This is a genomic window from Stenotrophomonas sp. STEN035 (genome assembly GCF_056759935.1).
The window spans coordinates 13,488-39,731 of the sequence record NZ_JBRRDY010000028.1 but is presented as its reverse complement, the minus strand read 5'-3'; the positions used below and the strand labels follow the sequence as shown (position 1 = coordinate 39,731).

27 protein-coding genes and 1 tRNA gene are annotated in these 26,244 nt (G+C 58.9%); 12 read left to right on the top strand and 16 right to left on the bottom strand.

Translation table 11 applies throughout. The annotated features are described in order from the left end of the window. The first annotated feature begins 38 nt into the window (after positions 1 to 38). The 3 genes from ACVOLL_RS14985 (at position 39) to ACVOLL_RS14975 (ending at position 2,257) form a co-directional block, all read left to right on the top strand. Entirely contained in the window at positions 39 to 410 is a 372-nt protein-coding gene (locus ACVOLL_RS14985; protein ID WP_481513616.1) for a helix-turn-helix transcriptional regulator, read from the top strand. 10 nt (positions 411 to 420) lie between these two features. Further along, positions 421 to 690 (top strand): hypothetical protein, encoded by a 270-nt coding sequence (locus ACVOLL_RS14980; protein ID WP_481513615.1) that lies wholly within the window; start codon positions 421 to 423, stop codon positions 688 to 690. Positions 691 to 772: 82 nt separating this feature from the next. Further along, positions 773 to 2,257: a DUF3987 domain-containing protein gene (locus tag ACVOLL_RS14975; RefSeq protein WP_481513614.1), complete on the top strand. Its 1,485-nt coding sequence runs from the start codon at positions 773 to 775 to the stop codon at positions 2,255 to 2,257. Between the two features lie 314 nt (positions 2,258 to 2,571). Here the strand turns inward: ACVOLL_RS14975 and ACVOLL_RS14970 are convergent, their stop codons facing one another. The 6 genes from ACVOLL_RS14970 to ACVOLL_RS14945 form a co-directional block, all read right to left on the bottom strand. Continuing rightward, a complete protein-coding gene (locus tag ACVOLL_RS14970; protein ID WP_481513613.1) occupies positions 2,572 to 3,297 on the bottom strand; it encodes a MobA/MobL family protein in 726 nt (241 codons plus the stop codon). A gap of 238 nt (positions 3,298 to 3,535) precedes the next feature. Further along, entirely contained in the window at positions 3,536 to 4,156 is a 621-nt protein-coding gene (locus ACVOLL_RS14965) for a hypothetical protein (RefSeq protein WP_481513612.1), read from the bottom strand. A gap of 104 nt (positions 4,157 to 4,260) precedes the next feature. Then, on the bottom strand, positions 4,261 to 5,211 hold the full coding sequence (locus ACVOLL_RS14960) for a toxin-antitoxin system YwqK family antitoxin (RefSeq protein WP_296247963.1): 951 nt from the start codon (positions 5,209 to 5,211) through the stop codon (positions 4,261 to 4,263). Positions 5,212 to 5,315: 104 nt separating this feature from the next. Further along, positions 5,316 to 5,477, bottom strand: a complete 162-nt coding sequence (locus tag ACVOLL_RS14955) for a hypothetical protein (RefSeq protein ID WP_481513611.1) — start codon at positions 5,475 to 5,477, stop codon at positions 5,316 to 5,318. A gap of 110 nt (positions 5,478 to 5,587) precedes the next feature. After that, a complete protein-coding gene (locus tag ACVOLL_RS14950) occupies positions 5,588 to 5,803 on the bottom strand; it encodes a Sec62 family protein translocation protein (RefSeq protein WP_296247960.1) in 216 nt (71 codons plus the stop codon). 22 nt (positions 5,804 to 5,825) lie between these two features. Next, the gene (locus ACVOLL_RS14945) at positions 5,826 to 6,533 is read right to left on the bottom strand and encodes a J domain-containing protein (RefSeq protein ID WP_296247958.1); all 708 of its coding nucleotides are present in this window, start codon (positions 6,531 to 6,533) and stop codon (positions 5,826 to 5,828) included. A gap of 242 nt (positions 6,534 to 6,775) precedes the next feature. Here ACVOLL_RS14945 and ACVOLL_RS14940 point away from each other — a divergent pair, with 242 nt between their 5' ends. Further along, positions 6,776 to 7,159 (top strand): helix-turn-helix domain-containing protein, encoded by a 384-nt coding sequence (locus ACVOLL_RS14940; RefSeq protein WP_296247955.1) that lies wholly within the window; start codon positions 6,776 to 6,778, stop codon positions 7,157 to 7,159. A 232-nt stretch (positions 7,160 to 7,391) separates the two neighbouring features. Here the strand turns inward: ACVOLL_RS14940 and ACVOLL_RS14935 are convergent, their stop codons facing one another. Further along, positions 7,392 to 7,886: a JAB domain-containing protein gene (locus ACVOLL_RS14935; RefSeq protein ID WP_481513610.1), complete on the bottom strand. Its 495-nt coding sequence runs from the start codon at positions 7,884 to 7,886 to the stop codon at positions 7,392 to 7,394. Further along, the gene (locus ACVOLL_RS14930) at positions 7,883 to 8,839 is read right to left on the bottom strand and encodes a DUF932 domain-containing protein (RefSeq protein ID WP_481513609.1); all 957 of its coding nucleotides are present in this window, start codon (positions 8,837 to 8,839) and stop codon (positions 7,883 to 7,885) included. Before ACVOLL_RS14930 ends, ACVOLL_RS14935 begins: the two co-directional genes overlap by 4 nt. Positions 8,840 to 9,455: 616 nt before the next feature. Between ACVOLL_RS14930 and ACVOLL_RS14925 the strand changes: the two genes are divergently transcribed. From ACVOLL_RS14925 to ACVOLL_RS14900, 6 genes are all read left to right on the top strand, one after another. Next, positions 9,456 to 10,781, top strand: coding sequence for a hypothetical protein (locus ACVOLL_RS14925; RefSeq protein ID WP_481513608.1), 1,326 nt, complete (start codon positions 9,456 to 9,458; stop codon positions 10,779 to 10,781). A 386-nt stretch (positions 10,782 to 11,167) separates the two neighbouring features. Further along, a complete protein-coding gene (locus ACVOLL_RS14920) occupies positions 11,168 to 12,430 on the top strand; it encodes a hypothetical protein (RefSeq protein ID WP_481513607.1) in 1,263 nt (420 codons plus the stop codon). A 1,069-nt stretch (positions 12,431 to 13,499) separates the two neighbouring features. Next, positions 13,500 to 14,213, top strand: a complete 714-nt coding sequence (locus ACVOLL_RS14915; RefSeq protein WP_481513606.1) for a hypothetical protein — start codon at positions 13,500 to 13,502, stop codon at positions 14,211 to 14,213. Positions 14,214 to 14,273: 60 nt separating this feature from the next. Then, the gene (locus ACVOLL_RS14910; protein WP_481513605.1) at positions 14,274 to 14,963 is read left to right on the top strand and encodes a hypothetical protein; all 690 of its coding nucleotides are present in this window, start codon (positions 14,274 to 14,276) and stop codon (positions 14,961 to 14,963) included. 341 nt (positions 14,964 to 15,304) lie between these two features. Continuing rightward, positions 15,305 to 16,177 (top strand): hypothetical protein, encoded by an 873-nt coding sequence (locus ACVOLL_RS14905; RefSeq protein WP_481513604.1) that lies wholly within the window; start codon positions 15,305 to 15,307, stop codon positions 16,175 to 16,177. Further along, entirely contained in the window at positions 16,174 to 17,874 is a 1,701-nt protein-coding gene (locus ACVOLL_RS14900) for a hypothetical protein (protein ID WP_481513603.1), read from the top strand. The genes ACVOLL_RS14905 and ACVOLL_RS14900 overlap by 4 nt, the downstream gene beginning before the upstream one ends. A 188-nt stretch (positions 17,875 to 18,062) precedes the next feature. Here ACVOLL_RS14900 and ACVOLL_RS14895 read toward each other — a convergent pair whose 3' ends face one another. From ACVOLL_RS14895 to birA, 5 genes are all read right to left on the bottom strand, one after another. Next, entirely contained in the window at positions 18,063 to 19,280 is a 1,218-nt protein-coding gene (locus tag ACVOLL_RS14895) for a tyrosine-type recombinase/integrase (RefSeq protein ID WP_481513602.1), read from the bottom strand. Between the two features lie 172 nt (positions 19,281 to 19,452). Beyond that, positions 19,453 to 19,528: transfer RNA gene (locus tag ACVOLL_RS14890), tRNA-Thr, on the bottom strand. A 104-nt stretch (positions 19,529 to 19,632) separates the two neighbouring features. Then, on the bottom strand, positions 19,633 to 20,439 hold the full coding sequence (locus ACVOLL_RS14885) for an SPOR domain-containing protein (protein ID WP_481513601.1): 807 nt from the start codon (positions 20,437 to 20,439) through the stop codon (positions 19,633 to 19,635). 9 nt (positions 20,440 to 20,448) lie between these two features. Then, a complete protein-coding gene (locus ACVOLL_RS14880) occupies positions 20,449 to 21,186 on the bottom strand; it encodes a type III pantothenate kinase (protein WP_481513600.1) in 738 nt (245 codons plus the stop codon). After that, complete coding sequence (birA, locus tag ACVOLL_RS14875) at positions 21,183 to 22,148, bottom strand: bifunctional biotin--[acetyl-CoA-carboxylase] ligase/biotin operon repressor BirA (RefSeq protein WP_481513599.1); 966 nt, start codon at positions 22,146 to 22,148, stop codon at positions 21,183 to 21,185. Before birA ends, ACVOLL_RS14880 begins: the two co-directional genes overlap by 4 nt. A gap of 125 nt (positions 22,149 to 22,273) precedes the next feature. Here birA and ACVOLL_RS14870 point away from each other — a divergent pair, with 125 nt between their 5' ends. Together ACVOLL_RS14870 and ACVOLL_RS14865 are read left to right on the top strand one after the other, a co-directional pair. Beyond that, a complete protein-coding gene (locus ACVOLL_RS14870) occupies positions 22,274 to 22,558 on the top strand; it encodes a hypothetical protein (protein ID WP_481507829.1) in 285 nt (94 codons plus the stop codon). Next, positions 22,525 to 23,313 (top strand): M90 family metallopeptidase, encoded by a 789-nt coding sequence (locus ACVOLL_RS14865; RefSeq protein WP_481513628.1) that lies wholly within the window; start codon positions 22,525 to 22,527, stop codon positions 23,311 to 23,313. The genes ACVOLL_RS14870 and ACVOLL_RS14865 overlap by 34 nt, the downstream gene beginning before the upstream one ends. A gap of 227 nt (positions 23,314 to 23,540) precedes the next feature. Here the strand turns inward: ACVOLL_RS14865 and ACVOLL_RS14860 are convergent, their stop codons facing one another. The 3 genes from ACVOLL_RS14860 to ACVOLL_RS14850 all read right to left on the bottom strand — a co-directional run bounded on the left by ACVOLL_RS14860 (position 23,541) and on the right by ACVOLL_RS14850 (position 26,136). Continuing rightward, positions 23,541 to 24,968: an ATP-binding protein gene (locus ACVOLL_RS14860; protein ID WP_481513598.1), complete on the bottom strand. Its 1,428-nt coding sequence runs from the start codon at positions 24,966 to 24,968 to the stop codon at positions 23,541 to 23,543. A 21-nt stretch (positions 24,969 to 24,989) separates the two neighbouring features. Further along, positions 24,990 to 25,673: a response regulator transcription factor gene (locus ACVOLL_RS14855; RefSeq protein ID WP_057627010.1), complete on the bottom strand. Its 684-nt coding sequence runs from the start codon at positions 25,671 to 25,673 to the stop codon at positions 24,990 to 24,992. A gap of 73 nt (positions 25,674 to 25,746) precedes the next feature. Beyond that, positions 25,747 to 26,136: a PepSY domain-containing protein gene (locus ACVOLL_RS14850; protein WP_481513597.1), complete on the bottom strand. Its 390-nt coding sequence runs from the start codon at positions 26,134 to 26,136 to the stop codon at positions 25,747 to 25,749. Positions 26,137 to 26,244: the final 108 nt, after the last annotated feature.

Below are 26,244 nucleotides of genomic sequence, written 5' to 3'. Positions count from 1 at the left end.
GACCGCGGAGCACACCGCGGCCACCTAAGGAGATATCCATGTCGTACCGTTCCACCGCTAACCACGGCCGTATCAAAGCTTCCAGTTCGAAGGAAGCGCTCAACAGCGCGCCCAATGGTGACGCACTGGTCGTAGACCAGTCCGCCCTGCAGCGCCTGCAGGAGATTCTTCAGTCGCTCCAGGGCGCACCTGCCCTGGACCAGGCAATCCGTCTGCCCGAGGTCCTCTCGATCGTCGGCCTGTCCAAGAGCACCTGGTATGCCCGCCTCAATGCGCGCCTGCCGGCGTATGACGCCCGCGCTCCGAAGCCCTTCAAGCTCGGCACCTCCGACCGTTCGCCTACCGCGTGGTGGCGCTCGGAAGTGATGGCCTACGTCTTGGCCTGCGCTGCCGCGCAGCCGGCACGCTGAGGGTCAGCCAATGAACACGAAAGTCACCCCTGCCGTTCCTCAGGACGCACCCTTGCTTGCGCAGGCGCAGCGTTGCACCGACGCGCTGAAAGCGTTGCAGCCCAATCCGCAGCACAAGAATGCCCAGCTGTTCGCCCTGCTGTATCCGACCATCTTGGAACTGCTCGACAAGAAGGTAAGCCAGAAGGCCATCCTGGAAGTCCTTCAGGAGCATGAGCTGAAGCTGCACCCTGCGCGCTTCAAGGAACTTCTGGCCGCACAGAAGAAGCAAGCGCCTTAAGCACACAACAAGCTTAAGAGCCCAACTCCCTTACTCGCCCTCGGCCTCCGGGCCGAGGGCAGACATTTCCGGATGAAATCCAATGACTACCTTCGAACACCATTTCCCGTTCCACCTGCTTCCTAAGCTCCGTGAGCTTCCTTTGCGCCGCTTTGATGCGGCAGCGGAAGAATGCACCCTTGATCGTCAGGTTCCGCCCGAGCTGGCTTATTTCACTGCAGCAACTGCCTGCTGTGCAGCAGCGCAGGCGTTGGTTGACGTCACCAAGCCTGCCGGCGGTATCGTCGGAACCAACGTGTACGCCCTCATCAGCGCCCCACCTGGCGAACGTAAGACGGATGTACGGCGAGACTTCTTTGGCGCCTTCGACCAAGTCGATGTCGAGCTCAAGGCAGACTTCACCCAGGAAAACGCAAACTACGAAGCCAACCTTCGCCAATGGGTGCGTAAGGAGAAATCACTTGCGCACGACTCGAAGTCGGCAAAAGGTCTCGACAACGACGAGATACTTAAGCAGATGGATGACCATGACATGCGCAAACCTGCCCCTCCGATTGAGATTCGCGCTTCACTTAAGGAGCCAGGAATAGCATCACTCAAGCGTGCTTTGACCAACTTCCCTTGCCTATCGATCGTATCTGGTGACTGCGCCGTCTACCTGCGCGACGTTGTTCTTCCTAACGACACCATGCTCTGTGACACGTGGAGCGGCGAGAAGATTGACGACCCTCGCATCACTGTCGCTAGCTACTACTGTGAGCAGCCACGCCTCACTATCCTGCTTATGATTCAGCCAGACAAGTTCACGCCGATTCTGAATTCCAAAAGCGGCCAAGGTGCCATCGCCTCAGGCTACTTCGGCCGAACGCTTTACTGCGAGGCCGTCTCAAAAGGAGGCCGCTTCTTGGACTTTGAGAACAACACCAAGCCTATCGGGAGCACCCACCGCGACGAGTTCACTCGCAATATCAAAGCGCTACTGCTGGACGGCGTTGCCGCCATGCGCGCCACCACGTACAAGCGCAGGATGCTGCGCTTTGACGCGGAAGCTAGCACGGCGTGGACGCTGTACTACAACTACGTGGAAGAGCAGAGACGCGCTGATGGTCGCTATCACCGTGCAGGCGACTTCGCTTCGAAGCTACCTGACAACGTCGCTCGAATGGCTGCAGCTTTCCACGTAACTGAACGCCTCGATGGTGATGAGATAGGTATGGAATGCTTGATGACCGCGATCCTTATCTGGGATTACTCATCGGACCAGTACGTAAAGAAATTCGCGAAAGCCTGCCAGGACGAGGCTGATGCTGACTATTTGTACGATTGGCTGTACAAGAAGCTACGCAGCGAACCCGTCGGCGCCGGTGAGCGCGTCGCAAGGGAGCACACCCTCCAGCACGTAAGCACGCTCTCCCAGTACGCTCCGTGCAGACGTATGCGTGGAAGAAAAATTCATGACCTGCTTTCAATAATGGTCCGCAAGGGTCTGATTTCGATCCACGTTTATCCGGTTGGCCGTGGTCAGACAGCCGAGAAGATCCGCCTCCTCACCCCTCCGCCCCAGTAGGATCGACAGGAAAAGGGGGGGGCGTAAACGTGCTAATGGTGCAAAGGGTTTGCACCATTAGCACGGACTAGGGGGGCGGGGGCAGCGGAGCATCGCCCCCCGATCCTACCGCCCTAGGGGAAAATGCAATCGTCCCCTCTGGGCAATATCCAAGAAGCACGCTACCCAGCCCTGCGCTCGACGGCCCCCCGCCATTCTTGCTCCGACAGTGATCTTTCGTGAACCGTTTGCGGTCCCTGCCTTCAATTGATCTCGCGCGTGAAGCAGCTTCCCTGACTTCCACGCTGATCTCTGATCTTCGACCACCCAGTCGGTCATAGCCACTCTTCAGACCGCATCGATCGCCTTGCATCGACGTAGGCACTTCTTTCGCTTGGCGCCATCTCCCGGATACGAAATGCCCCCAAGTGCCGCTCCGGCCTGCGTCTAATGCCCTGCTCCTCCAGTCTCCGATGATCAACACGTTCTGCGATGCCATTGCGCTGCAGGTGCTCGTTAATGATGTGCGCAACCATGTGCCGCGTCTCGATCAAACTTTCACGTACCTGCACGCTCGTTCTTCCGCATGCATCCTTTCTGCACCCACCCGCTTCAGGCCTCGCAGGGTTGTACCTGCGGAACATCTGCGATGCTGATCGGTTGATTCCATCGGGCAAGCGATCTGACACCATCAAGTGCAGGTGCAAGTTCACTCCTCCTTCGAGCGATGCGACAGGCGCATGGACTGCGAACTCATAGGGCTTAGCACCTGCTAAGAAGCGAATGAGATCCTTCACCAGGTCTCTCGATCTGGGGTCGATAAGCTCATTGGGGAGCGCAACGATGAACTCCCTGTACGCGGCTCCATTTATCCGCTCATTTGCATCTGCCGCTGACCAGAATCTTCCTATGTCGTCCTCTGCCCAGTCAGGCAAGTTTCCGTACCCCGTATCGACGAGGTCTTCCCGGGACCCGTACTTGCCATCTCGGCGAATGTAAGCGCCATGCCCAGTCGCTTTGCCTTTGGAACCAGATTTGAGCTGTAGATGGAAGATTGCCATGGTTGACCTCAGTCTCAGTAATAAAAAAGGCCAGTGACGTCGGTCACTGGCCTCTATGGCTTGGCTTGATAGCCGCTTAGACAGCTGTTTATGAGAAACGGTAAGTGCGCGCTCTGCATTCCCCCCTACTACTAGCTACTTAGTCACTACCAGCAGGGATCACTCTGAACACCCTGTGCAACTTGCCTTCTCTCATACCTTATGCAACTGCACGTAACGTTTTACGCATCACTACCGTTTACTGGCCCCATGCCGTCGGGCTAAGGGCCATCAGCTTTCCGCTGTGCACGAGATAGCGGACCGTCACCTTCACAGATGGACAGCATGCAGCGTCGTCCGCCCCCTGTTCGAGCTTGACCATATTCACCACGCCATCTAGAACCATCAGCTCGTCCACCGCTTCTTGATACCCCGCGACGATCATCGAGTTGGTGGGCTTCAGTACACCACCCTCTCGCGTGAAGGCCACCATGTGCGTTGCATACGAGTTCCCGCCGTCGGTGGCATTGAGCATGTAGACCACTATCAGGTCTTCTATGCCATCTCCATTCAGATCAGCGGAGAATGAGCGCCTGACTTCAACATCCTCTTCCGATTGGCCGTACACGAAGGCCTGTCGAGCTATGGCTTCCTTTATCACCTGGTCATCTGTAGTTGCGGCTCCTTGCGTAACTGGCTTACCTGCCTCTTTCTCAGGCATGCAGTCCACCCCCTCTGCCTGAGTTGCCGTCAGGCCTGCAGGCACCTCACAGCCAGCCAGATTGATGTCACCAGCCTGCGTCAATGACTCTTCCTTCTTGCAGCTTGCCAGTGTCGTCACTGCTGACACCAACAACAGCACTACTCCTATCTTTTTCATGAGCATTCCTTCTCTATGCCTGCGTCTATGAGGAAAAACAAAATCACGGGGTAGAGGCGGGCGTGCTTGCGCACGTCCGCCCTTGCCGAACGACTCAAACGGCGCTAGCGCTTATCGGATCCGTCACAGACCCAGCAGTCCGGATCCAGACCGCGAGCGATCTTGTCAGCCCGAATAGCCTCTTCCTGCGCCTTGGAAGCCGCCTCGCGCTGCGAGGGTGTCTTCAGGCGAGGCGTTCCAAAGCGCTTCTCAGCCTCTGCCAGCAGCGCGTCTTGTTTTGGCGTCAGCGTGAAGTCATCGCTCTCGGAGATCGAACGATGAAGCGCCCACATTTCGGGCTTCGTCAGATACTCACTTCCGTCCTGCAAATAGTTGGTTCGCGAGACCAGTTTGCCGCTCTCATACACCACACGTTCTGAGACTGCCCCGTTCTGCTCCCAGTAGCCCTCCCACACGCCCGTCGGGACGCTTCCTTTGAAACTCCCCCTTGCCTTTGGCTTCCCGTCCGGGTAATAAACAACAGCCTCGCCCTCCAGCGCGCTGTTGATCGCAGCAGCTTCATAGGAGAGCTGCTTCGGGTTATCAGCGAAATAGATCTGGATACGTCCGTTCACCTGTCCATCCTTCATCCCAAGAACAACACCAGGATTTCCAGCCTTGGTGTGGAACACCGTCTCGCCATCAAGGCCGCCATCTGTGCGTCGACCTTCATATGCCACCACCTGTGATTGCGGGTAGCGGCAAATGTAGTGGCGTCCTACCAGGCCTTCCTCCACGTCCACGTCGCAGACGTAGTCCATGTTCCCTAGCAACGCCGTCATGCTCGTGGGCTGATTGGTATTGAGGTTCTGGAAGATCTTCCGCAGCGGCCCCAGCAGTGGTTCGATCTGGCTGTGAGGTACACCCGTCACCTGACCATCGAACGGCTCGTTGGCACCGGCTTCGTAGATCTTGCCGTTACTCAGGTCCGCGTTACGCCAGTCCAGCACTGGCTTGCTGCACCCAGCTAGAAGAAGCGCCGCCGTCACTGCGGCTACGTATTTGATGCCTTTCATGAGATTCCTTGTGAATGTGTTGTCTGCGCAGGCGGCACAGCAGAGCGAGAGCGGTCACGCTTTGTTATGGCCGGCACAGCAGTCGGTTTGCCAGGGATGGCCTGTCAGCGACTCCGACACTGGTTGGCTGCTATTCCGAGCTGGTCCACGAAGTCCGCCGGGGGATAGCCCTGCTCGTCGATCAGCAATAGGCCGTGTTCACCGTAGTGGTCCTGCAATTTGTCGATGGCGCATTTGCAGTTGGACTTGGATCCACCGGAGCTCATGCAGCTATCGATGAACTGCCCTCGAACCTTGTCCAGCTCACTACTACACGCGCACAGGCCGAGCGCTATGAGTGCAACGATGAGCATTTTTTTGGCTATTGACTCCATGCTTATCGCCTCCTCACAAACACGAGCAGGCAGAAGATCACTACTATCCAGATCAGCCCGCCGATCATCTTCCCTAGCGAAGGGAAAACCACCGCAGGCCAGATAAGACCCTGTCCTAGGTTGTAGAAGAAGCCCTTGTACGCGTAGCGGCCCCAGATATCGAAACAGATGGCCGCGATTAGCACGCTCACGCCATACAGGCCTATCAGGTACCTCATGTCATTCCTTTGTTGGTTGGAGTCAGTTGGTTTCTTGCAGGTACCGGCTGACAGCCACGAACAGGGTTCGCAGGTCATCAGGGTTGGGGATGCTCAGCGAGGCGTAGTGCTCGCCATGGATCCGGATGTGCGCACCGTGTGCGGTGATCTGGGTCAGACAGCTCAATAACCGAATCTCCACCCCTTCAAACTTGGCCTTGCTCCGGATCTGGGCCTCGGTGATCAGTGCCCCTTCCCTGGCGCCACCGAATACGGTGTCGTCGATGAGCGCGACCACGTCCTGCGCGCGGATACCGCCGCCGTAGCTATCCAGGGCGCCTAGGAGCTTCTTCCGCGGGATGTGAGGCGCCACGAACACCCGTTCGAAGGGCTCGTTAGTGAACTCCAATCCCTCCAGGGCCTGGCGCAGCGACCGCAGCGGCGGAGGCTGAGCGGGCCTAGCCTGCTGAGGACGGGGCTCGGGAGTTGGTTTCGGTGCAGGCCCCGCCTTGGTTGAGGCGGATGCCTGGGCGCGGTCAAACCTTTCTCGTTTCTCTGGATCCTTGAGGACGACGTAGGCCTTATTGACGGCCTGCATTCTCGCCGTCGCCCATGCGACGGCGGACTCATCTCCTGCGCTGTAACGGTCAGGGTGGTATTGGCTCCGGCGGCCCTTGTAGGCCAGTTCTATTTCCCAAAGTGGTGCCTCGGGGCGTACCCCGAGGACTTCGTAGTGATTTTCATCCGCCATCAGGCCCTCCCCTCAGGACGAGCCATCGATGTGCCTCCATTGGTTGTGCCGGCTATCTCCATGGCCATAGCTCTCCCACTTCTTCCTTCCTCAACATGACCGCTCGATTCCCCTACAACGCCAGTAGCGAACACAGAGCCGAGCTCAAGACTTGCAATGAACTTACGTGATACGTAGAGTCTACCCGGGGCGTAGATCATCCGTCATCCTGTTGGAATGACTACATCGGTCACCTCCTGCTAATGGCCGGCCCTACCCTCGAACCCCGAGGCGTGGTGGCTGCGCGCCTGCGCCAAGCCCGACTGCTTCGAGGGCTTAGCCAACGCGAAGTCGGAGTTCGAATGGGACTTGATAAGGACACTGCTTCGGCACGCATAAGCCGCTACGAGAGCGAGTCCATGGCCATAAGCTTGGAATCACTGTTTTCGTTGGCTGACGCTCTTCAGGTGCCAGCCGCATACTTGCTGGCGTCATCCGCCGCTATGGCAGACGCGATCCTTTTGATAGGAGATGAAAGCGAAGTACAGCAGGCTCGTCTCGCTCAGGCCTTGGCCGCTTTTGCTAGCCTTCCAGCAGCACGCCGGAAGGCACTACTCGAAGAGATCTTGGGTAAGCCGGGTATCTAGCCCTTCTTCGAGTTTCAGGGCCTTCACCAAGTAGCGGCCTGCCATTCGCCGTAGAGGTTCCGCAGCCTCTCTACCCCGCGCTCTCATGCGCCAGTTTCCATCGGCAGCTGAGCGCTCTACCTCCCGGGCCTGTCGGTCTAGATCAGCCGCTTTGGCACGAGCTATTGCCGCCCTGGTCGATGACCAGGACGTCTCCGTTTCCTTCATGCTGTTCTCCTGAGTATCCGGGCCCTCAGATCTGCCCGAGCTGAGCCAGCGAAGTACCTTGGCTTGCCGACACCACAAGGTGGTCGACGACCCTCACCTCCACCATCGCCAGTACTTCCTTCAACCGCTTGGTGATGGCTCGATCCGCTGCTGACGGCTCGCAATGCCCGCTAGGGTGGTTGTGAGCCAGTAGGACCGCTGCTGCGTTCAGGGCCAAGGCACGCTGGACCACAATCCGCGGATGGATCTCAGCACCATCTATGGAGCCTGAGAACAGCCGTTCTACGGCGATCAGGCGGTTTCGGGTATCAAGAAACGCCACCTCGAAGTGCTCGCGGATCTCATGTCCTAGACGCAGGCGGAAGAACCTGCCGGCAACATCCGGATCTCCCAATAGAAGGCCACTGACCATTGCTCTGCTTTCAAGGATTTCCAATGCCTGTGAAAGGATGGAGCTGTCACGATCGCTCAAAGTTCCAGGCAGCTCTTCCAAGCGTTGCCTCTGCAGCGAGACGTTCATGCGGCTTCCCCTAACAGTTCCTTCCAAGCCTTCTGCTTTAGCAATGCCCCCTGGCCGAACCACGCCGCATCCAAGCGGTTCTCCGCACTCTGCGCCCGCCGATGGTGGTCCACGAACTCGGTAATGCTATTGAGGAGGCCAAACACCGTGCCCTTGCTGGTCTTCAAGCTAGCTCCTCTTCCCTGCCCGTCGTACAGCGCCCGCACCTTGGCTACAGCCTGCTCATTCACGACTGCCTTCCCATTCTGAGCAACTGGATACGTGAGCAAATTCCGTAGCACCCCATCGACCGAATCAGGGTTCACGGGTGTCTCACAGAGGATCCGCATCCGCTCCACGAAGCCATGCCAGCCCTCAACAGCAATACCCAACTGGCTTTTGACCCTGTCAGCATCGAAGGCACTGCGGTGCGGGACCTTGATGGCACCGGTTCGATCCCCAACAGCGACCTGCAGCGTGTTGTTGCAAACCACACGGACTGAGGTGAACTGGGCGGTGGTAGCCAGCGTTCCGTCACAGGCCGTAGCCAGAAGAAGATACCCATTGACCTGATCTTGGCCCTTCAGGGCCACACCTTGCCCAGTACGGGCCAATGCCCAGAACTTCCGCCCTCCACGAAGCACGCCTGCCGTTTCCAGCTCAAAGCCGCTGTACCGCGTCAGGTCGCGGTAGAACTCCAGGATCTCCCGGGGCTGTACTACTTGATAGCGCTTAGACACCACAGCCAAAGGTCGTTTGGTGTCAGAGCGATAAAGCACCTTCTGTCCGGGGAACGCCCGAACGGGATACTGATCTTCAGCCTCGGCGGCGAATCGTACTTCAGCCTCTTCCAAAGACCAATTCATGCCGGCGCGCTCGCGCCATACTTCAATGGACTGGCCTGGAGCCAACTGGCTTCCGACGCCATGCCATGGAACTTGGCCTGCATAGGCCATGGTTTCAACGTGATGCATCTCGGTCTCCTTTTATTGACGGCATAACGCACAAGGCCCGGACAACGCCGGGCCTTGTGGGTCTATCTGGATGGTTGGTTTAGTCGTAGGAATCCCGGCCGAACTGGTCGGGGCGGGTGAACGAACAACGGGCTACGGCCGACAAGATGGCCGCAGCCACGATGAAGACGCAGTAGAGGAACTCGGATTTATCCTTCATGCCTAGCACTCGAAGCGATACGCCGATGCGCGGCGCACACGCAAAGCAGGAGGATCCTGCTTCAACCTAGTACTAAGGGTCTGAAATGAGTTTCAATCAAAGACAGCATCTCGATGAGGCCCAACACTCAAGCTCGACACGCCGAACGGCAACTCCCGGCCAGAAGCCTAGATCCGCGATCCAATAACACTTGCGCAACCAAATGCGACCTTCGGACAGCAATCGTTAGTTAAAATTGCTTATCTCGCAATAAGGGATGTGATCGCCATCGTAAGAGTCGCGCTGCCATTGATCAGATTGCCAGCCTAGTGGAAATTAAAGAACCAAGACTATCTAGTCCTAGCCACACCCCCATTGACCCGCATGAAGGCGACTGAGAGACTCCAAAAGAAGATCAGAAGCTGAGGAATCAAGGGAATGACGTCGCAGACAATTTTAGAAATACAAGCAGCTTTGACAGCCGTTGAGCAAAACATTGATGCCATCGATCTCTCTAAATTTCGAGGGCAGAACTTTGGCGAAGAGCAGGAGTTCACCGCGAAGTCCCTGATCACAGGGGCGCGCGCTCTGGCTTCAGATATTCGAGGGCAAGTCGAAAAGCCCGAGCGATTTCTGAAGGTGACGATCCCAAGCGAAAGGCGCGCAATAGCGTCAAATTTGAACGTTTTAACGACTGCACTGATAGAAGAGCAGCTGCAGTCAATCGCTACCGTATTGCAAGAACTTAAAATAATTCTTCGCCCTTTCAACCTCCGCAGTTCATCGGAGACTAGACAGCAACTGGAAAGGGCGGTGGACGAGTTGCACAGGCAAGTTGCAGCTATAAAAGAAGAGCGCAAAACAATTTCAGACGATCAGCAGAAAATCTTGGAACTATCGTCGGAAATTTCCAAAAGGCTGAATGATTCTTCTGAGCGGTTGGGTGCCATCGATGAGGCACGCGCAGCAATGGCTGATTTGGTTACTGCTTCGCAAGCAAACGCAAATGAAATTGAGAGATTGAAGCAAACCGCAGCATCTGCCTCAATCGCAGCGGAGGAGTACAAGGGAAGCTCAGAAAATAGTCGCGACCTAATTGATGAATTCTTCAAGAAAATAGCCACCCGAGAATCTCAACTATTGGATCAAGAGGTTAAGACCGCGACATTCACAACGACAATGGAGCAACATCAGTTGTCTATGGATGCAATTGAGGCCGAAGCCAATAGAATTATCGAATCGGCAAGAACGGCACTATCGTACAAGACCGCGGAGGGCATCAGTGCCGCATTTATTGAGCGTTACAATGAGACAAAAGCTGACTCACTTAGAAGCAAGTGGATAATTGCTGCCGGCATCTTGGTTGCAGCTGCCATTGCATTGGGAGTGTGGATCACCTGGGATACTAGCGTAACCGTTGCAGTAGTCGCCGGAAGGGTGTCACTCATACCAATCCTAATCGCTGGCGCATGGTTCTGCGCGCACCAGTACGTGAAGCTATCTAATATATCCGAAGAATATGCCTATAAGAGTGTCCTTTCGAAATCAATTGTCGGCTTCTCCGAACAGATGTCGCGAGACAATGACGCAGAAAGTGATCACTCACATTACATTCGCACTGTACTGGCAGAGATTCATACTAATCCTCTAAGGCCGCAAGGAAAGTCCAGCCACGCACCCTCTGACAAGTTGAGTGACATTGAAGGGGCAGAGAAACTACTAAGATTTGTCACTGAAATGCAGAAAATTGCGAGGCAAACCTGAGTGAAATTGTAGATTGCATTTAGCGCCCAAGGTTTTCTCGTGCATCGAATTGCCACATTTGGTTGTAGAACGCCTTACGGCCAGAAGCGACACTTCAATGTCTAGCAAGACAGGGGCAAGTCAATGAGAGCTACCGCTCGAACCCCACTCTTACACCGTATATTGCGCGCGGGCGATGCTGAGCCCAAAACATCTTGTTGCTTTACTCTGACGAACCTAAAATCGACAAGGCAGAGCGAAGAAATTTGGTCTCCTCAGGCACGTAGCTCTGAGCTGGCTGAGCGCCATAAAGCGCCAAAGTTGCGGCCAAGTACCCAATCACGCCACCTCCTCCACATGGCTTGATGTGCTTGCTATAAAGACCCCAAACGTGGTGACGCTACCCCATGCTGAGATTTGACCCTCCAGAACTCGAAACTGCATTGCGGGACGCAATTGTCAGGCTGGGCACCTCCTTCGGAATCAATTGGGAAGGAACCGAATTGGACTCAGATCTAGATCTCGACTTGGAAGAAAGCGCTACGTTCTCTTGGGAAACCGAGGTGGCGCTGCATTTCCCGCGATCAGAAGAACACGCCAACCTTACCATCCAGACGTTGATAGACCTATCAATCGAGGTAACCGATCGCACAACCGCCTGCGACGGCCTGACCTACCACTCAACTCACCGAACAGTGCTCAGGATGAAGTCTTGGGACATGCGATCAGAAGGGTTCGTCAGTGGGATCGAGTCGTTGGAGAATGATGCCGGGAAGATTGTTGGCGAGATTGCTGGACGTCCGGCCTCAATCTCGCTGTTGTCATCCTCCCCTCACTTCGGTGCCGCTGTCGTTGTTAAAGATCATTTCTATGACAAGCACAACCCCCCAATAGGATGGGAAGAGTCCTATATCGAAGTGCATCACCCGCATGGAGCGACTGCAGAAGAAGCAAATTCCCTAATCCAAGCTTACTTGTTTGAGCTAAACGTGACTCTTGGCTTGGAATTTTTTGAAGCCCCTCGTCCTGTCGACTTCGACTCTGATTATCCCGAGGATGAAGAGATCAGCGACTTGGTTCAGCGTGCACGAAACATGAGGCCCCTGCTCAGAGGCCCCGGACTTCCGGCAGTTCTCTCCGAGTTTAATGTTGTGAATGGATCACCCGGCGGCCAAGCTGCACTTCTCGCGTACGTCAAGTGCATCGAGTACGTTTCGGCCACGGTGGTGCGGGAGAAACAGTACGAAGATCTTCGCAAGCGCTTACTGACAAAAAATGCTCTCAATCCAGATGCAGAGTTCATGGATGGGCTACTCGTCCTCTTCGAAGAGAATAGGGTCTTCAGTCGCGATGCTGAGGCTTTGCGCTTGTCGATAGAACGTTGCTGCGACCCACTACCTATGAAAGCACATGCCCCGCCGTTCCTTCGCGCCTTTTCTAAGATCGCGCCGTCCAGCTCCGCAGAACAGCGCAAGCAGGCGCTTGTTGAGCTAGCGTCTGCACTGTCTGCCTCCAGGAATCAACTTGCTCATGCCAAGGCAAACTTTCGTACCACTGGCAAGGAGTGCCCGCCTGAACAACTTCCAGGCTTAGTTGCATGCGCGAGAATTGCCGCGGAGCAGTGCATTCGCTGGTATGCCTCGCGCTCAGAAGATCTGCGCAGGAGCTGAACGATTCTTTAGCGCCGCGTTGCCAATGGCGCCAAGAAGCCCCAATTCAGTGAAGATATTGATCGAGATGAAAAGCAAATCGACCATTCCCTCCAGCGTACTTAGCCGTGAAGAAGAGATGCCTCTCAATAATCTCGCGACTAGATGCTTCAGGAATGTTGCAGATATGGACTACATCAATGCACAGCTTAAAGAAAAGCGCCACCCATCGCGTTCTGCCCTAATCTGGAAGAACCTGTATTCGGCGACACCCACCGTAATGTGGTGACCCACAAGACTTGGTCTCGGTCGGAGAATTCACCGCTACTGATGTACCCGAAGCTTCTCGCTTTGATCGAGAACTGCGCACTGATTCCCAAGGGTATCGGCGCAGCTTATCGAGACTACTTCAGCACACTGGATTGCTCGTGATCGGTGTAGAACTCAGGTCAGACTCTGCGCATCTCTGCAACAGCCACTAGCCAAGTTCGTGCCAAAGCGCGACATTTCTGTCAGGCCATTGACCGGTCCATTGCTGATGGCGGAACTCCATTCTGCCTTTCCACTCGATGGAGAATCCGAGACATAAGATATCCGCTTTGGGTCGCATAACGCCCTGCGGCCAGAAGCGGCCCTTCGTGGCCTAACTGTTCAACGAGCTTAGCGCGGAACTCTGAACATCGGCGGGCCGCGACCATAGGGTCTCTCTTTAGATCTTTTCAGATTCGTTACGGACGCCGTCAGGTCCAATCGCCAATTCCTGCCATTGATGCACGGTTCCGGGAAATGATGGCTACGGTGCAGTTGGCGGGCCATAGCTCAATAGTCCCGGCTTGCCTGCTCCAGGAGCGTCTCGGATACTGATAGGGCATCGTGTCAAGGTAGTTTGTCCCCTTTCGCCCGAGCTAGTCCGTCGAATATGGCCACCCCGACAGAATCCGAACAACCTAATCTCTTGTCCAAGAACGACACTACGAATAACCCGCCGGAGCCTCTCCCATCCAAGGAGTCACCCCAGCGGAAGTGGTTGCGAAAACTGCACTGGCAAGCCCACTGGCTCCTGCCTAATCTGATCCCCGGTCCATATCGGATGGATCGTGAGTACGAGCGCGAGCACGACCGGAAGGAGAACGAACGCCTCCGCGTGCCACTCGAGTTGGAACTCCGGGTAAACATGATCTGGGGCGTCGAACTCTATGGGGCGGCGGAAGTAGAAGGCCTGTATAGCGGACTGGAGAAGCTTGGCTGGAAAGGCGTGGCTGCCTGGAACGAGAAGGACAGCGTGCTGAGGTGGGTCCGCGAGAGACGCTCCATTGGCGCAGAGGCCTGGTTGAACGTGGGGCCGGTGCTAGGAAAAGAGCGACGTGGCAACGCACCATTGATCCACAACTTCGCAACGCTGCCGGCGGGTGTGGAATCGTTGACGGTTAGTGTCCATCAGATCACCTCGTCCCTCACTGCGATGCTCGTGGGATTCGAGTTAGGTGAGTCCTTGACTCTTCGCTATGCGTCGGAGCTCAACCAGGATCACACGACCTATCTTCGGCGCAGTTTTCGGTCTCGCCGATCAATCGAATCCATAGGCCCGGAGAACCAGAAGCGGGAAGCCATCGAGGTAGCGCGGAGAGACCTTCGCCGCATGGTCGGGCACTGGTTCGGCCAAAACATTCCGGGGTTCTTCAGTGGATTGAATCGCCCCGAAAAGTTTCCAACAATGGAATTGCTGACGTCCCAGAACGGCCCAATTTTCCATGAACCAGAGCATTCCCCACGCAACGGATTTCTTGGGTGGCGCTGGGCATAGGCCAACGTTTCTCGGCATGAAACATGGGCCTACAAGGATATGCCTGAGCTTCAGCTCTCGATGAGCCGATTCAGGGAGGAAGAGGAAGGGCTGCATATCCTGACTGCCTTAGATGTTGCGGCCTACCCAGAGGAGAAGATGAAATTCTACGGGGGTAAGACCATGAATGCCTTTCGCTATGTGTGCCACGAGAAACTTCGCGGATTTCTCATCCATGCATCGACGCTCGAATATCTGAAGGAGCAATCACGTGACATCAACGTCACGCGAGAGAATCTAAAGAAAGCACGATCAGGTCGACGTAGCGTCGAGCGTTCGCTGCACGAAATCAGTCAATTCTTCGATCGAACACTGGGGTCACCTGCAATCGCAAGGGAGCTTGCTCGGAAGTCCAAAGATGCTGGTTGGTACAATCACGATTGCCCATCATTCACCACACCAGGCTGGAGGGACGGGGACAAGCCGCGAGAATTGACTGAGGAAATTCGAGGCGGAGTCAATTATCTGGCGAATCGGCTAACGGAGGACGAGGTTTCGATTCGTGAGCATTTCGAGCAAGTATCTGCAGTCCTCAGCGTCCGCGAGAGCATCAAAGCCCAACGCCGTATGGAATGGCTGACAGTTCTCGCACTGATCGTAGCATTCGCTTCGCTGATGGTCGCCTTCCTGCCACGGGACAAGCTCGCCCAGGATCTCGACGCCTTCAGGAAAGAAGTCGTTTCGGCGTTCTGGCAGGTCGCGGGGGATTAGCTCAAAAATTTTCCGGTTAATAATTCCAATGCGCTATTCGACGTTCGGTCGCCGGGAAAACTCAGTCGCAACAAAATGCATAATCAAAGAATTTTTGGCCAGAGGCGGATGCCTATCAGCAGACCACATCCTCCAATCTTCCGTAGACATCGAACGACTGTTGGGTCGCATCGCGCCGAACTTCCTAGACTGAAAGCAGAAGCATCGCTTCCTTTAACGAGGGAACGGTCATGACAGTTTTCCGAGCCTGGGCCACGCCGTTTGGCCTGAAGCGCTGCTAGAGTTCGCACAGCACGTTGCGAATGACGGCTCGCGCTATCCCTCATGTCACCGGCCATCCCATGTCCAGTCGATCCGACGACCTGTTTGCACGCCTTGCCGCTGCCGAAAACGACGCGGCAGCATTGCGGTCGGTTCTAGCCGAGATCGCCGCGCTCGCGGCGACTCCGGAGTCGTTTGAGTTCACCCACTGCATTCAGTCGATCGCGCAATCTCCGGCACTTACCAGCGCCGCCTTGGGGGATTGGCTGATCACCGCGACGCAAATGGACGCGGTGCGTCCCCTGTTGCAGGAGATGAACATCTCCAATTTAGCGGGTGAACAGTTGGTTGCCTTCGAGCCAGCACGTCTAGAAGCTGCGGACGCAGTACTGGTGGGATATCGCTTGGCCGCCTTCGATGCGGCCCCGGCTGTTGTACTGGGCTGGATCGTTGCTTGCTTCCAGGCCGACGTGGACCCGAATGGAGAACGGCTAGTCGCGCTGTTGAGTCATGAGGCACAACAGTACCCCGGAACGACCAGACGACTGCTGGAGAGCCTAGACCCGGGCCTTGTCGCCCGCTATCCCGTGTTGGAGGAGATTCGTCTGGCGATGGCTGCGGCTTACGCTGCGCGCGTGGCGGCTCCTCGGCTGAAAGAGCTTATGCTGTCGGTAGATGATCAGGAAGTTCTGCGTCGACATCGATTGCGCGAGCAGCGAGACATTCACCGGCAAGCCGAGGAAGCCTCAGTGCTCATGCAGTTCATGAAGCTCTCACACTTTAAGTACGCCTCCGAGGTCTCGCTCGAGTTCGATGCGGGTGGCGCAACTGCCGAGCAGTCGCTTGCGATGCAGGAGCATGAGTTAGCGACGGAGTTGCCGTTCCTAGCGATGACTGATCCCCTGAGGCTGCTGTTCCTTCGCAGGAAGCTTCTGCGGGGACAGGCGCCATGAGTATCCGTTTGGTGCTGACCCATTACCTGGCCACGCTGCGCGAGCGCAACGAGCTAGATGCGCTGTTGCCGGAATTGCTAGTCGCTATGGGTCACAACGTACTTAGCCGAGCGCAGGTCGGCGTGCCACAAGGCGGCGTTGACGTGCTCTCGAGCCTAGCAGCACCGGACGGCCCGGAAGAAGCATTCTTGTTCGTCATTAAGTTCGGCGACATCGGTCGTGAGGATTTGTACGCCGGTGCGCAGTCCATCCAACCGTCCGTGCGCGAGGCGTCTACGGAGTATGTGCAAAACCGCTTACCGGCCAATCTGCGCGGCGGGCGCAAACGGTTGATCGTGTTGTCCAATGGCGAATGGAAGCAGGCCGCGCAGGCTGGCTTCAAAGTGCTGAGCGACGAGGTTGCGACACAGGCGGGGTGTTCACTCGAGTTCTGGGGCATTGATCAGCTCGCCACCCTGATAGAAGCGCACCTGCTCGATGAGTCGCTTCTGCTGAAGGCCGGGCGCGATCACCTGCGTGCCGCCATCGCGACGCTGGACGATAGCCATGCCGCCGAGCGTAGTTTCCGCCGGTTCGTTGACGACGTATTCGATGGCAGTTCAGCTGGTAATTCGGCGACAAGACGCCGCGCGTTCCTTAAGCGCTGCGCTGCGGTCGAAATGGGCTGGGCCGTTTTCGACATATGGGGGCAATCCGAGTCCAACCTCAAGCCCAGTGTCGCCGGCGGCGAGTACCTGCTGCTGAAGATTTGGTCAGAGGCGGTCGGGGCCGGGCTCGACTCTAATGCGGAGTTCTTGACTCGATTCGAAGGTTTCAAGGTACGTCTCTGGGTGGCGATGGGGCGGTACTCCGACAAGGTCTGGCCACAGCTGCAAGACCCCTATGCAGTCATGAGCTACGCAGGGCACGAGGTGCTCTACAACCGGTTGGTCCTCGACGAGGCGGGTAGGCTGGGCTTGCTCCTGCTGATCCCACCACACTCGTCAGAGTCGCAGGCCGGCCGCACCGCGGCGCATGAGCGCCTGGTAGCGCTACTCAACGCCCATCAGGGTGCGCGCCTTCCCGCATTGGATGGCCAAGCCATCGACCTATCTCTCGCGTTGGCGGGCCTGATGTCCGAGGGCGACTTCGCGAGCATGGACTCGTTGGTCATGGATGTGGCGCATCGATTGGTGCTGGCCGCACGCGACGGGCGCCTCCTCCCCGTTACCACCGACTTGGTGGAGGACGCGATCGCTCTGCGGGCCGGCGATGTTGAGTCCGGTGAGGTCTGCCGAACTAGCACCCTTGTACCAATGCTGGCTGCGATCGTCGCTTTCGTCGATAACGAAGTCGCACTGCACAGCCTGCGCGAGACCCTGAGACCGCTCATGCCCGAAGCCACGCTTGAGCGTTGGTTTCCGAAGGCCGAGATCGACCAGATCGCCGCGCGTCGACCGGATGGCTTACCTGGCGTATCGCGAGGACTCCGCGCGCTCGGTGCGACGTGTGCTGCCGAAGCGGCTGCAGCGGTCGCCTTACCGCCGGGAGCTGCTGCCCCCGGTGACGTCACCTGCGTTGCACGTAACCAAGCGGTAGTCCTGGCACTTTCGGCGCGGGTGTTCCGACATCCACTGCCGAGTTGGTTCCTCGAGCAGTTTCGCCGTCCATCTGCACCGCCCGTGGGAGCACCTGCACCGACCGAGCCAGCCGCCTAGCGAACGAAACGGCTCGGCCAGCCGGCGCGATTCAATGCAGACATCGACGTGGTACAGGTTATCGAGCCCAAAGCTGGCGCGCTATTCGCGCAGGCAGACTGTTAGAAGGATCGAGTATCCGCTTTGGGTCGATAACGCCCTGCGCGACAGCAGCCGCGCAGGGCAATCAAGGACATAAAAGCGGAAAGTCAGCCCACCAACTTTAGGTGCGACTGACCTTTCTCCTTCAACTTATCCAAGTAGTCTGCCCACGCCTGCATCATCTTCCTGCGCTCAGGCAAGTGCTCCGCCCGATTGTAGGCAGCCTTGATAGGATTTCTTTCAGAGTGAGCAAGCTGTCTTTCGATCGCATCTGATGTCCAACCCATCTCATGGAGCAGAGTGGAGGCCATGCTCCTGAAGCCATGCCCAGTCATGTCGTCCGTTCCGTATCCCAAGCGACGAAGTGCGGCATTGACTGTGTTCTCGCTCATTGGATCCCTTGAACTCCGAACGGACGGAAACACGTAACGTCCATTTCCCGTGACCGGTCGTAGTTCCTCAAGTACTGCAACTGCCTGCTTGGATAGCGGAACAACGTGAGCTACGCCCATCTTCATTTTCGTCGCAGGGATGTTCCATTGCTTCGCAGCAAGATCGAACTCCTCCCATTCCGCCTTCCGCAGCTCACCAGGACGAGTGAAGACCAGGGGAGCAAAGCGGAGCGCACACTGCGTGACGAGCTGCCCCGTGTACCCATCAATTGCTCGCATCAGCTCACCGACCTTCGCTGGATCGGTTATTGAAGCGTAGTGCCTGTTCTTCGCTGTCTTCAGAGCACCACGAAGAGCGCTGGTTGGGTCACGATCTAACCTTCCGGTGGCCACCGCGTAGCGAAATACCTGCCCGCAGATTTGGCGAAGGCGCTGCGTGGACTCGATCTTCTCCTGAACCTCCAACCTACGCAGGACTGCCAACACCTCAGCGGTGCTGATCTCATGGATCTGCCGCTTACCTAGCCAAGGGAAGGCATAGGTCTCCAGCATCCATGCCGCCTTCTCCCGCGTTGACTGCGCCAAGTCTCCCCGTGACTCAAGCCATTCCATGGCTATCGCTTGGAAGCTGGTATCCACTGACAACTTGGACGTGAGCTTGCTCAGTTGCTTGTGCTCGGAGGGGTCATGCCCAGCGCGAAGCCTGGCTCTCGCCTGATCCCGGGCCTCACCGGCTTCCTTGAGCGAGACCTCGGGGTAGACCCCGATCGCGAGTAGTTTCTCCTTACCATCCCAGCGGTACTTCATCCGCCAGTACCTCGCACCATTGGGCATCACGTGCAGGTAGAGACCTGCTCCTGCTGCCAACTTGTAAGGCTTGTCCTTCGCCTTCGCGTTACGCGCGGCCATATCTGTCAATTGTTTAGCACCCATTGGGGGTACATCCTCCTTGCTGAACTCCATTTTCCGAAATGTACCCCCACTTGTACCCCCAGCGTCGCTGGATGTACGTGGACAAGCTCGGACCAAAGCGCACAAAAAAGCCCGCATTTCTGCGGGCTTAGTATGAATTCTGGACTTACCTGGACGCCATAGGATCAGGCGATGGTGCCGCTTATCCGAATCGAACGGATGACCTACTGTTTACAAGACAGTTGCTCTACCAACTGAGCTAAAGCGGCAAGGCGTGTGACGTGCTGCGGTTGCGCGATGGTAGCGCTGCAACCAGAGGAAAGCTGGTCAAGACCGGTGCTTCCCGATCCCCGCCGTGGCGGGGCGCGCCATTCTACCGCAGACGCGCGCAATCCAACGACTGTTGTTGGGCGGCAGCTGCACGCTGCTTCAAGCTGGCCGGGGTCGCGGCGCCGGCGGTGGCGGTGTCCACCCACCAGCTGGGGGCGATTTCGGTGCCGCTGGCGGCCAGTTTGGCCGGGAAACCGGCTGCGGTGAGGGTGGCCAGGCGGCGCTCGGCGCCTTCGCGGTTGCGGTACTGGCCCAATGCGACGGCATTGGCCTCCTCGCCCTGGGAGACGATGAAGTAATCGCTGAAGCCGGCCTCGACGATGCGCTTGACGGTGGCCTGGGCTTCCTCACGCGAGGCGGCCGGGGCAATCAGTACCCGATAGCTGTTGGCGGCCTTGCCGGGCACTTCGCGCAGACGCGGGCGTGCGGCATCAGCACCCAGTGCGGTCAATGCCGCCTGCGCCTGCGCCTGTGTGGCGTAGGGACCAAGACTGGCGCATTGCACGACGGCTGGCGGCTTTACTTCGGCCGGCTTGGCCTCGTCGGGTTTGGCTTCGACCGCTGCAGTGGCAACTGGCGGCAGCTCGGCCGGCTTGGCTTCTGTAGCAGCTACCGCAGGCGCCACCGCGAGCGAGGCAGCATCCGTTGCCGAAGCAACAGCAGTTTCAGCGGCAGCCGGGGCAACGGGATTGGCATTGCTCGGCGCCGGTGACGGCAGCACTTCCAGACTGGCGACGCCGGGCTCGGTCCGTGGCGCAGCGACGACCGGTTCGGCGCGCGGCGCCATCCACCACAGCGCGACACCAACATTGAGGATGGCCAGCAGGACGATAAGGAGACGGGTCAGCATGCGGTGATCCTACCGGGCGCACGCGCCGTGGTGAACTGCCCAGCGCGCCAGACCATCCAGCACCAGTGCCGGCCGGTAGTCGGCATCAGGCAGCAACGGCAGCAACGGCAATGCGCCGCCGCCATGCACTACAAGTGCCGGTTCGCTGCCGAGCAACAGCTGCGCCTGGCGCAGGCTGCGTTCGACCAATGCCACCGCCGCGCCATCGCAGCCGGAAGCCAGCGCGTCAGCAGTGTCGTTGGCGAATTCGGCGTAGTCGCCGCCAGTGGGGGGCAACTGCACAGCGCGCGCATGCAAGGCTTCGCGCATCACCGTTGGCGAAGCGCCGATGCGGCCGCCACGGTGCAGGCCATCAGCATCGATCAGGTCGATGGTAAGAGCGGTGCCCACGCCGACCACCAGCACCGATTTCTGCGCTGGCGCAACCGCCAGCAAGCCGAGGAAGCGATCCACGCCGAACTTCTCCGGGCGTGCGTAGGCCACGGTTACGCCCGCACACTGCGGCAGGGTTTTTGCCACCTGCACCGTGGTGAAGCGGGCCTGCAGAATCTGCATGACTTCTTCGGTCAACGCAGCCGAGGCAACGCTGGCCACCCATGCGGTATCGCCTTGCGGCAGGGCTTCCAACGCACTGGCGGTGATCGCCTCGGCGCCATGCGCCCAGGCCTGCACGCTGCCGGCGCGATTGCCATGCAGCGGCGCAAATTTGAAACGCGAATTGCCCAGATCAAACAACCAATCGCTCATGCCGCCCTCACGCTGACTTCGCCGGCATGGAAACAGGTTTCCCGCCCATCAATATTCACCCGCAATGCGCCGTCCTCGGCCAGCCCGCAGGCCAGGCCATCGTGCAGCACGCCGGCCTCTTCCACCCGCACCGCGCGGCCCTGCAGCACGTCCATGCCCGCATAGCGCGGCAGGAACGGGGCCAGACCGTGCTGCTCGAATTGTTCCAGCGCGGGCAGCAGGGACGCCAGCAAAGCCGCCACCACGGTATTACGCGACACCTCGACACCGGCCAGCGTATCCAGATCGGTCCACGGTTGGGTGATGTCGGCGGCACTGGCCTGCGGCATGCGCACGTTCAAGCCCAGCCCGATCACCGCCCGTGCCGGCCCGGCAAATTCGCCGCCGCCCTCCACCAGAAGGCCGCCTAGCTTGTGCCCGTCCACGACCACGTCGTTGGGCCATTTCAAGCCGGCGTTGCGGAAACCCAGCCCGTGCAGGGCTTCGACCACCGCCACCCCGACCGCCAGGCTCAGCCCGCCCATCCGCGACAGGCCGCCGCCAAAGCCGCGCGACAGTGAAAGATAGACATGCGCAGCCAGCGGCGAGGCCCAATGGCGGCCACGGCGACCACGGCCGCCGGTCTGGCGTTCGGCCAACAGCACAGCGGTTCCGCGCTCAGGCGCGCTGCGCTGCAGCAATTCCGTGTTGGTTGAGCTCAATGTCCAGCCTATTTCCAGCTCGGACAACAGCGGCAATACCGCCCCTGGCAGGCCGGTGCGGATCTGTGCCGGGTCCAGCAACTCCACCGGCTGGGCCAGCCGATAACCGTCGCCAGCGCGACCCTCGATCATCACGCCAGCGGCGCGCAGCCCTTGAATACGCTTCCAGACAGCCGCCCGGGTCAGCCCAAGCTCACGCGCCAGCGCGTCACCGGACAACGCTCCGGTACCCAGCTTGGCCAGCAGTTGGCGGTCATCCACGGCAGTTCCCTCACAACAGACCCGGAAATTATGCGGCATGCCCCGAGGGCCGCCCAGCACCGCTCCCCTTTTCTGGAGAAAAAGCAGGCTAGAATCGGGAATTAGCCCGCCTTTGGATGTTGACGATGCGCCACCTCGCTCATTGCCTGATCCTGTTGCTGGCGCCAGTTGCAGCGCAGGCTTCGGATGCGCTCGGCGGCGCTGGCCAAAGTGCGTGCAGCTACGCGCCGGCCGAAGTGGAGCGCGTAGCCGCCCCGGCCGCGGCCGTCAGCATCGCCAACGCCCCGCCGGCGACTCCAGTGCCGGCCAAGACCGCCACCCCGCGTGCCGGTGGGGGCAGCGACGATGATCTGTTGCCGCGCCTGCGTGCACCTCGCTGGCATCGCCTGCTGCCCGGGATGTTCCGCTGATCCAGTCGTTGTTGCGCTGGTGGCAGCGCACACCGCCTCCGCTTGATGACGGTCTCTGGCAGCAAACCTGCCGGCAATGTCTGTGGCTGTCCGTATTGTCCGCCGAACGCGAGCGCAAGCTGCGGGCGCTGGTGGAGTTGTTCCTGCAACGCAAGACCATCACTCCGGTTGCCGGGCTGGAACTGGATGAGGGCCAGCGCATGTTGCTGGCCGCCCTGTGTTGCCTGCCGTTGATCGAGTTTGGCCGCGAGGGCCTGCACGGTTGGTCGGAGCTGGTGGTGTATCCGGATGCGTTCCGCGTACGCCATAGCCATACCGATGCTGCCGGCGTACTGCATGAGTGGGATGACGAGCTGATCGGCGAGGCCTGGGGCAGCGGCCCGCTGATCCTGTCGTGGGCCGATGTGCAGGGCGACATCGCCGATCCGCAGGCCGGCTTCTGTGTGGCCGTGCATGAGATGGCGCACAAGATCGATGCACTGGATGGCGCCATCGATGGCACGCCGCCGCTGCCGCGCGAATGGCAGCGGCAATGGGCGCGGGATTTCCAGCAGGCCTATGACGCGTTCTGCGCGCAGGTAGATGCGGATATAGAAACCGTGATTGATCCGTATGCGGCGGAAGCGCCGGAGGAATTCTTCGCGGTGGTCAGCGAGTACCACTTCTCCGCGCCGGAACTGCTGGAGCAGACTATGCCGGCCGTGGCGGAGCATCTGCGGCGGTTTTATGGGCCGGTTGAAGCTGGGCAGCGGTAGCGGTAGCGGTAGCGCAAGAGCAAGATCAAAAGCGAACCCCTCCCCAACCCTCCCCTTGGCTACGCCAAAGGGAGGGAGCCAAGCACGCGCTCTGCTCCCTCCCTTGCGCACGAAGTGCGTAGGGGAGGGTTGGGGAGGGGTCGGATTCTGACTTTGGCTTTGGCTCCTCAAGCAAACAGCGCGGAGCACAGGCAGGCGGCCTGCTGAAGCCATGATCCAGCGCGGAATCAGATACCCGGCGGCAAGGTCACTTCAAACCGGGCGCCGCCCAGTTCTTCGGAACGCTTGACCTGCAGTTCGCCGCGATAGGCCTTGATCAGGTCCTGCACGATCGACAGACCGATGCCGTGGCCCTGCACGCGCTCGTCGCCCCGCACGCCACGCTGCAACACCTTGGCGATGTTGTCCTCGGCGATACCCGGACCATCATCATCGACTGCCAGTATCAAACCAGCGCGCTTGCCGTTACCTGCGGTGATCGGCTTGGCCGTCAGCAGCACGCGGCGGTTGGCCCACTTGAAGGCGTTCTCCAGCAGGTTGCCCAACAGTTCCTGCAGGTCGCCCGGCTCGCCGTAGAAGTTCACCCCCGGCGTTACCTCGAACTCGCAGAACACACCCTTGGCGGCGTAGACCTTTTCCAGCCCACGCACGATTTCTTCGGCGGTGGTTTCGATCGGCACCGGTGCGGAGAACAGCTTGTGCCCGGACGATGCCGCACGTGCCAGCTGGTAGGACACCAGGTTGTTCATGCGCTGCAGCTGCACACCTACTTCTTCGCGCAGCTCGGCATCGTTGCTGGTACCGCTTTCCAGCTGTGTACGCAGCACGGCCAGCGGGGTTTTCAAGCTATGCGCCAGGTCGGCCAGCGTGTTGCGCTGGCGTTCGAGGTTTTCGCGTTCGCTTTCGATGAAGGCGTTGATGCTTTCAGTCAGCGGTTCCAGCTCGCGCGGATGCAGTTCGCTCATGCGCTCGCGCTCGCCGCGCTGCACGCGGGTCAGTTCATTGATCACGCGCTTGAGTGGACGCAGGCTCCATTGCAGCACCAGCGTCTGCAGCAACAGCAGGATCAGGCCGGTGACGCCCAGCCAGAACCACACCGCGGCACGGAAGCTGCGCAACTGCATGCCCAGCGCACGCGAGTCCTCAAGCACATAGATGGTGTACGGAAATTCGGATTCGGGTGCGCCATCGCCGCCCCATACCAGGCCCATGCCATAGCGATAGACCTCGCCGGGCGTGCCGTCGATCTGGGTGATGGGCAAGGGGCCTTCGAACACTTCCTCGCGCGGCTTGAGCGTACGCTCGCTCACGTCCGGCAGCATCGGGCCTTCGGCCGACATCGAGTTTGCTACATGGCCGGGCATGACGACCTGCAGGTACAGACCGCTGCCGGGAAAATCAAAACGCGGATCCGGTGGCTGTTCGCGGATGTACAGCGAGCCATCACGGGTGAAATCGATGCCACCGGCATAGGCGGTGGCGTAGTTCTTCAGGCGTTCGCTGAGGTTGTCACGCGCGGTCTGGCCGAAGGCCGCATCCAGCGCGTAACCGGCCAAGGCCAGGAAGGCCACCAGACCCACCGAGGCAGCCAGCAGCTGGCGGGCCTGCAAAGAGCGGGGCCGCCAACGCTTCAATAGCCACTGACGGCCCGTCATGACGCTATGCCCCTACGGGGCTCAGCCCTCGTTGCGCGGAATCGCGAAACGGTAACCGCGGCCACGCACGGTTTCGATCGGCTTCAGTTCGCCATCCGGATCGAGCTTCTTGCGCAGGCGGCCGATGAATACTTCCAGCACGTTGGAGTCGCGGTCGAAGTCCTGCTGGTAGATGTGCTCGGTCAGGTCGGCCTTGGAGACCAACTCACCGGCATGCATCATCAGGTACTCCAGCACCTTGTACTCGTAGCTGGTCAGGTCGACATTGCTGCCGGCCACGCTCACCGTCTGTGCGGCCAGATCCAGCGCCACCGGGCCACATTCCAGAGTCGGCTTGGACCAGCCAGCGGCGCGGCGCAGCAGCGCATTGACGCGAGCGAGCAGCTCTTCGACGTGGAACGGCTTGACCAGGTAGTCATCGGCGCCCTGCTTCAGGCCCTCGACCTTGTCCTGCCAGCTGGAACGTGCGGTCAGGATCAGCACCGGGAATTTCTTGCCCTCGTCACGCAGCGCGCGGATCAGCTCCATGCCCGACATCTTGGGCAGGCCCAGATCGATGATGCCCACGTCGAACGGCACTTCGCGGCCCATATACAGGCCTTCTTCGCCATCCTGAGCGGCATCCACGGCGAAACCTTCGCGCTTGAGGCGTGCCGCAAGGGTTTCCCGCAGCGGGGCTTCGTCTTCAACCAGAAGGATACGCATGAACTCTCCCTAGTACTTTGGGCCGGCCTGGCGGCCAGCGTGTGTATTCAAAAACCACAACCACTATCGCTGTTCAGGAGTTATCGCCGCGTGGTGGCAGCTCCGCCCGCTGGTCGCGCGGGTGGTCTCGTGAAGGCGCAGGGTCGTCCATGTAGCGTACGCGCCCACGGTCATCCATGTATTTGACACGATTGATGTCGCGGCCGTCATACGGCACGCGCTCGGCCCCAAGAATGCGCCCACCGGTCTCGCGTTGCACGCGCCGCACGGCGTCGGACAACGAGCGGTCTGTACCCGCCTGGCGGCCAGCACGGGCAACGCGCTCACCACCCTCAACACCACGGGCGCTGTCGCCCCGCGACTGCTGCGGCTGCTGCGCCGACGCCACGACCACGCCCGGACCAACCACGACCAACGTGGCAATCAGGGCGACCAGCAGACGACGACGGGAAAGCGAATGCATGGGACAGATCCTAGCGGACGGCGAGGCAACGTTCAAAATTCGTAAACCACGACCCGCGAAAATTTTCCGGAGGCCTTACGAAATTGAGCCAAATTCTTGATTTTTAGG